4 protein-coding genes are annotated in these 6443 nt (G+C 58.7%); 2 read left to right on the plus strand and 2 right to left on the minus strand.

The features are described from left to right. Positions 1-24: 24 nt before the first annotated feature. Positions 25-1188, plus strand: coding sequence for a cysteine desulfurase (locus NZ740_09830; GenBank protein MCS6772306.1), 1164 nt, complete (start codon positions 25-27; stop codon positions 1186-1188). Then, on the plus strand, positions 1185-3116 hold the full coding sequence (locus NZ740_09835) for a serine/threonine-protein phosphatase (GenBank protein MCS6772307.1): 1932 nt from the start codon (positions 1185-1187) through the stop codon (positions 3114-3116). Before NZ740_09830 ends, NZ740_09835 begins: the two co-directional genes overlap by 4 nt. Before the next feature lie 68 nt (positions 3117-3184). Here NZ740_09835 and NZ740_09840 read toward each other — a convergent pair whose 3' ends face one another. Both NZ740_09840 and fusA read right to left on the minus strand, forming a co-directional pair. Then, on the minus strand, positions 3185-3823 hold the full coding sequence (locus NZ740_09840; GenBank protein ID MCS6772308.1) for a hypothetical protein: 639 nt from the start codon (positions 3821-3823) through the stop codon (positions 3185-3187). Positions 3824-3872: 49 nt separating this feature from the next. Beyond that, positions 3873-5960 carry an elongation factor G gene (fusA, locus tag NZ740_09845; protein ID MCS6772309.1) on the minus strand — a complete coding sequence of 696 codons (2088 nt, stop codon included), beginning with the start codon at positions 5958-5960 and terminating at the stop codon, positions 3873-3875. Between the last annotated feature and the right edge of the window lie 483 nt (positions 5961-6443).

Consider the following 6443-nt stretch of genomic DNA (forward strand, 5'->3'; position numbering starts at 1 on the left):
TTTTTTATATCATTTTGAATTATAATGATTTACGCAGATAATAACGCGACGGCCCCGTTGGATCCCGTTGCATGGCAGGCCATGCAACCTTTTTTTCTCGAGCACTTTATGAATCCGTCCTCGCCGTACACACCTGCCCGCCGGGCGGCTAAGGCGATTGAAGACGCGCGCTCAAAAGTTGCGGCACTGATGTATTGTGAACCGGAATGTGTCGCGTTTACGTCCGGCGGGACCGAGAGCAATTCCTGGGCGATTCACTTGGCTCGGCGGATGTTTCCTAAACGTCGGCGTTGGATCTGCTCCGCTGTCGAGCATGCGTCCGTTCTCACGGCCCTCGACGCCTTGCGGAAAGAGGGCGACGAAGTGCTGCAAATTTCGGTCGATCGAAATGGAGTATTGGACCTTGAAGAGTTCGAACGCTTGTTGACACCCGATACCGCCCTAGTCAGCGTGATGCTGGCCAACAACGAAACCGGAATTTTGCATCCCGTGCGGGAAATAGCGGAGATGGCGCGCAAACGGGGCGTGTTGGTCCACACCGATGCCTCGCAGGCGGTCGGACGGATTCCAGTGTCCTTTCGCGAGTTGGGGGTGGATCTGCTGACCAGTTGCGCGCACAAGATGCATGGGCCCAAAGGGATCGGTGCCCTGGTCATTCGCGAGGGGCTTTCCGTTGAACCCTTGATGCGCGGCGGCGACCAAGAGCGAGGACGGCGGGCTGGAACCGAGAATGTGCCGGCTATCGTCGGGTTTGGCGTGGCTGCGGAGCAGGCCATGGAGGCCGTAGCCCGTCCCTCGACGGACTTGCGGGATTTGGTTGAGGATACCCTCCGTAAGCATCTGCCGGATGCGATGATTGTCGGCGCCGCTTCTCCGAGATTGCCGAATACCACCCTCTGCCTGGTCCCAGGGATCAATACGGATGTGTTGATCGCCGCACTGGATCAGAAAGGAATCTGCGTGTCATCCGGCAGTGCATGCGCTTCAGGCTCTTCGGAGCCTTCGCATGTTCTTCGATCGATGGGATGGGAGTTTGATGATCAGGTGGCGACCCTGCGAATCAGTTGGGGCCGATTCAACAATTCACAGGAAGCAGTTGCGCTGGCGGATGTCTTGTGCCATACCGTTGACACTCTGCGGCGCACGAGTCCAAGGGTGGAAAAATTCAAATATTCGTATAACCCGTGACTCCTGAAATTAATCGGCGCTGGAAACTCGGTTTCTGGCTGATCCTAGCCTTGCCGATCCTGGCGATTACGATCGGAAGCACCGTTTTCCTGGTTTGGTTGGAACTGGCCAACCTTGAGGAGGGATTCGAAAGGGAGGCGATCGAAGCGCGTGTGGCTTTTGAGACCATTTTGATCGCGGAAGCGTCTCGTTTGCAAACCGTGGCCAGCTTGTCCGCCGTTACGTCGATTGCCCAGTCCGCGCCGAGGCGGCTCGGTGAGGGCGTGGATGACCGCGACTTGATCGAACAGCAGTGGGAGCAGATCAATCGCGAACATTCCTTGTTACGAAGAATCCTCGATAATGAAGCCGCTGTCACTCTGCGCCGGCTGCGAGATGATGACCCGAGACTGCGCGAACTGATCCTCACAGATCTGCATGGAAACACGTTGGCCGCCACGGACAAACCAGCGCGGTATTCTTACCACGAGTCCGGCTGGTGGAGGGCTGCTCGCGAGGCCGAGCCGCACACCCTGGTTGCTGCGGACCTTGATTCGGAAGGGAGCCTGTCGCTAGCGGTGCCTGTTTGCCGTCCGGGCAGGCGGTCTATCGTTGACGGCGTATTGTGTGCCCGCGTTGATCTCGCGCCGGCGGCTGAGCAGCGCCTTTTGTCGTCTGGCCGGCGTCTCTTCGTTTTGCTGAGCGGGGACGTTGCCTGGTTGATCGGAGGCGACTCTTTGGCGGGAGAGGGTTTGGCGCCCATCGTGGACGAACTGGCCCGCCGCAAAGAGACAAAAGGTCGCGCCCGCGAGTATCGATATCGGATTTTGCCGGTCTCTGCCGGGATCGTATGGACGCAACCGGCGAGATTGCTTGTGGCCCGGGTGGAGCCCGGCTTCCCGCTTCACCGGTTTGTCAGACCGGCGCTGGTATTGATGTTCGGTATTCTTTTGGCCGCGCTGATACCGCCTGCGGCAGACGTCTGGTTGCGAGCCAAACTGCTAAAGCCGTTGGAAGAGCCGCTGCATGCAGGGTTTTGGATTCTCCACACCGCTCTGGGTCGCGGCCGGCTCTCCTCGAGGCGAGAGCCGATACAGAAAGAGCTCGCCGCGTGGTTTGAGAATTTGCAGAGCAGCCCTTCCCGACTCTCAGAGGCTATTTCCGAAGACATGCGCCGAGACATGGCGATGGCTCTCGAATTTCAACAGGCCTTCCTCAATCGTCCCTATCCGGTTGTCCCGGAAGTGCATCTGCCGGGCCGGCTGCGTCTGGAGTTCGCGCACCTTTACCAGCCTGCCCTCGCGATGGGAGGCGATTTCTTCGATATTACAGCCTTGGCGAATGACACGGCGGGAATTTTTATCGGCGATGTGATGGGGCACGGGACGAGCAGCGCCCTTATCGTGGCGATGCTACGGACGTTGATTGCCGAGCAGTCGCGGCGCGGGCGAAATGCGCCGCTCTTTCTTCGGGAGCTCAATAACGAGTTTTGCAAGATTCTGAGCGCGTTTCCACAGACGATCTTTGCGTCGGCGGCCTACTTCGTCGCGGATACCACGTCGCGTATTGCCACCTACTCCGTGGCCGGGCACCCGCCGCCGTTCCACTTGCACCGTTCCGTGGGCCGCGTGAGCCGGCTGGAAACGCCGAAACCCGCGGGTGTCGCGCTTGGTCTCATCCCCGGTGAAGAGTATGGCGGGGGAACGGTTCGACTCGAGGATGGCGATGCTTTCATCTTCTTTACCGATGGCGTCTACGAGGCGACCAATCCGGCCGGGGAGGAATTCGGCATTGCGCGCTTAGAGCGGGTTCTCCGATCGAATGTTTATCGTCCATCTCGAGAGATTCTCCCGGCCGTGATGGATGCGATTCGCCAGTTTACCGCCGGTAATCCGCTGAAGGACGATGTTTGTCTTGTCGCTGTGGACATTCGCACTGATTCAAGGTGATCGGTCCGCGAACCGTGAGGGTCCGCCAGTCTTCGTGAAAGACCACTTGGAAGGATGAGCGGTTTACCCTACGAAGAGGACGGCTCGGAATCCTCAACCTGAACTCGAAGCGTGGAACTTTTCAGCACCTGCGCTTGCAAGCATGCCCGCGCCGCCAGCTCAGATATCGGACCTTGGCACTTGGAAACGTGTCCTTCGGTCACGGTGATGAGCGGTACCATTTCCGGTGTCATCAGCGTGCTTTTTAGGTGGGCGGTCTGGGAGGGAAGCACAAAGGTCTTTCGGCAGTGCGGGCATCGGCCTTTACGGCCGCTGTCTACATCGCGGACCCACAATTTCTGACCGCAAGCCGGGCAGCTCATTTTGAACTCCATCTGGCCCTGTGCGCGAACGATCAGAATCGACAATGGCAGGGCGGATTCGGCCGGGAGCATTCGATAGGCGCCCTTCAAATTCTCTAAAGAGATGGCGTCAATGTGGTTGACCAGAAGCGCCGCCGCATCGCAATCCAAGACCTGGCGAATGAGGGCCCCCTCCTCTTCGGGGCGATAGTGGATCAGGCGCAATTCGATAATGCGGTCCTCCGCGACAAATTCATTGCCCTTTCCGCCGCATACAGTATCGATGAACCGGCCGCCGACGGCCGAGTCGATGGACACAATGGCAATCGCGACGCGCGGACGGGAAGAGGAGGAATTTTCCGTCATATACGAATTCTAGCAGGGTGGTTCTTCAAAGAAAGACAGGAAATGCTTCCTACCGCACTTTGTTTTGCTCGATGCGTTTTTTCCGGATCTCTTCGGCGAGAGCGTAGGGAACTGCTTCGTAGTGCTCGAATTCCATGGTGAAGGAAGCGCGTCCTTGGGTCAGCGTGCGGAGGTGGTTCGCATAGCCGAACATTTCGGCCAACGGGACGAGGCCGCTGATGACCTTCTGGTTGCCCTTCTGTTCCATGCTTTCGATCCGGCCACGCCGCTGGGCGATGCTGCCGGTGACCGCGCCCATAAACTCTTCCGGAGTCACCACTTCCACATCCATGATCGGCTCCAGTAATTCTGGCGCAGCGCGTTGGAACGCCTCCTTGAACGCGATCCGGCCCGCCTCCTGGAAGGCGATGTCGCTCGAGTCGACCTCGTGATACGAGCCATCGAACAGCGTCACCTTCACATCGACGACCGGATACCCGGCAAACGGCCCCGATTGCATCGCCTTGATGATGCCCTTTTCGACCGACGGAATGAAATTCTGCGGAATTCGGCCGCCGACGATTGCGTTGATGAACTCGAAGCCTGCCCCCTTTTCGTTGGGCTCGAGTCGGATCTTGCAATGGCCGTATTGGCCTCGGCCGCCGGACTGCTTGATGTATTTGCCCTCCTGTTCGACGGTGGCCGTGCAGGTTTCCCGATAGGCCACTTCGGGGCGGCCCACGACCGCATTCACGCCGAATTCGCGTTTCAAACGGTCGACGATGATTTCGAGGTGTAATTCGCCCATCCCCGAGATGATCGTTTCTGCCGTCTCTGTATCGTAGCCGACGGTGAAGGTCGGATCCTCGTCCGCCAGCCGGAACAAGGCCTCGCTTAGCTTTTCGTTGGCGGCCTGCGACTCCGGCTTGATGCTGATGGAGACGACCGGCGACGGGAATTCGATCGCCATCAAATGGATCGGATGATCCTCATGGCAGAGCGTGTCGCCCGTCTTGGTGTCGCTGAAGCCCACGACGGCCACGATTTCACCTGCATAGGCCTGTTCGAGCGGCTCCTGTTTGTTGGCGTGCATGCGCAGCAGGCGGCCCACTCGCTGGGTCTTGTCGCGGGTGATGTTGTACACCGCCTCGCCCTGCTTGAGGGTCCCCGAGTAAATGCGGATGTACGTAAGCTTGCCCATGTGCTTGTCGGACATGATCTTGAATGCCATCGCCGAGAACGGCGCGTTGTCGTCCGCCATCCGCACATTGGCTTCCTTTTCTTTCGCGCAAATCACCGGTGGAATGTCCAAGGGCGACGGCAAGTAATCCACTACTCCGTTCAGGATCAACTGCACGCCCTTGTTTTTGAAGGCGGAGCCGCAGAAGACCGGCGTCATTCGGCGGGCGATGGTGGCCTTTCGGATCGCGGCCATCAGTTCTTCCGTGGTGAGTTCCTCGCCGCTCAAATACTTTTCCAGTAGCGCATCATCCTGTTCGGCCGCCTTTTCGATCAGGTGGTGCCGCCATTTCTGCGCCTCTTCGACCAGTTCCGCCGGGATGTCGCTTTCAATCATCCGCTGGCCCTGTGTCGCTTCGTCGAAGGTAATGGCCTTCATTTTCACGAGATCGACGACCCCTTGGAAATTGTCCTCCGCTCCGATCGGGATCACCAGCGGCACCGCATTGGCCTCCAGTTGGGACTTCATTTCCTCCAGCACCCGGAAAAAATCCGCGCCGACGCGGTCCATTTTGTTCACAAAGGCGATTTTCGGGACGCCGTACTTTTCCGATTGGCGCCACACGGTTTCCGACTGCGGCTCAACCCCGCCGACCGCGCAATACAGAGCAACCGCGCCGTCCAGCACGCGCAACGACCGCTCAACCTCGACGGTGAAATCCACGTGGCCCGGCGTGTCGATGAGCGACACCTGATGGTCCCGCCACATGAACGACGTCGCGGCGGCCGTGATGGTGATGCCACGCTCGCGCTCCTGCGGCATCCAGTCCAGTTGCGCGGCGCCATCGTGCACTTCGCCAATTTTGTGAACCTTCCCCGAATAGTAGAGAATGCGTTCGCTCGTCGTGGTCTTGCCCGCGTCGATATGGGCCATGATCCCGATGTTGCGAACTCGATTCAACGGCACAGCTCTTCCCATGATAGACCTCTCGAAAATCAAAAAGTCCAGATTTTGGCGGCCGGGCGCGCCGCCCACTTTGCGGCGCGAACCACCCGAAGGCGGCGGACTATGCAGAACCGATCCGTCGCACGCAAGCGGAATCCTGACCGGGCCAGGCGCATAAAGGACGGTTGGTTCCGCTCTCACTGCCCTGACTCTCCGGACCATCCCGGACGCGTACTGGCATGAAAATATGCGCTTACGGGAGGGATCTTTTGCCCGGACTGCAGCTTCAGCCGTCTCCGGGCTTCTGCTGTTGCGCATCGACCAGGCCATTCCTTCGCAGGCTTAATGGCGCCGGATGCTGGCAGATCGGCCTCGAATTCGAGATCGATGGAATAAATCGGGTGTACGCTCAGATTCCTTAGTGATGTGGATGTGATAGTACCCTCTGGAGCAAGGGGTTGGGCAGGTCGCTTCTAGTGGTTTCCACTATGGAGTAAGCCGTAGATCGGGCCGCTC

This window comes from Kiritimatiellia bacterium (assembly GCA_025054615.1).
Lineage (GTDB): Bacteria > Verrucomicrobiota > Kiritimatiellia > CAIVKH01 > CAIVKH01 > JANWZO01.

Coding starts and splice junctions, on each gene's coding strand:
- NZ740_09830 (MCS6772306.1), top strand. CDS start 25: ATGATTTACGCAGATAATAACGCGACGGCCCCGTTGGATCCCGTTGCA.
- NZ740_09840 (MCS6772308.1), bottom strand. CDS start 3,823: ATGACGGAAAATTCCTCCTCTTCCCGTCCGCGCGTCGCGATTGCCATT.
- fusA (MCS6772309.1), bottom strand. CDS start 5,960: ATGGGAAGAGCTGTGCCGTTGAATCGAGTTCGCAACATCGGGATCATG.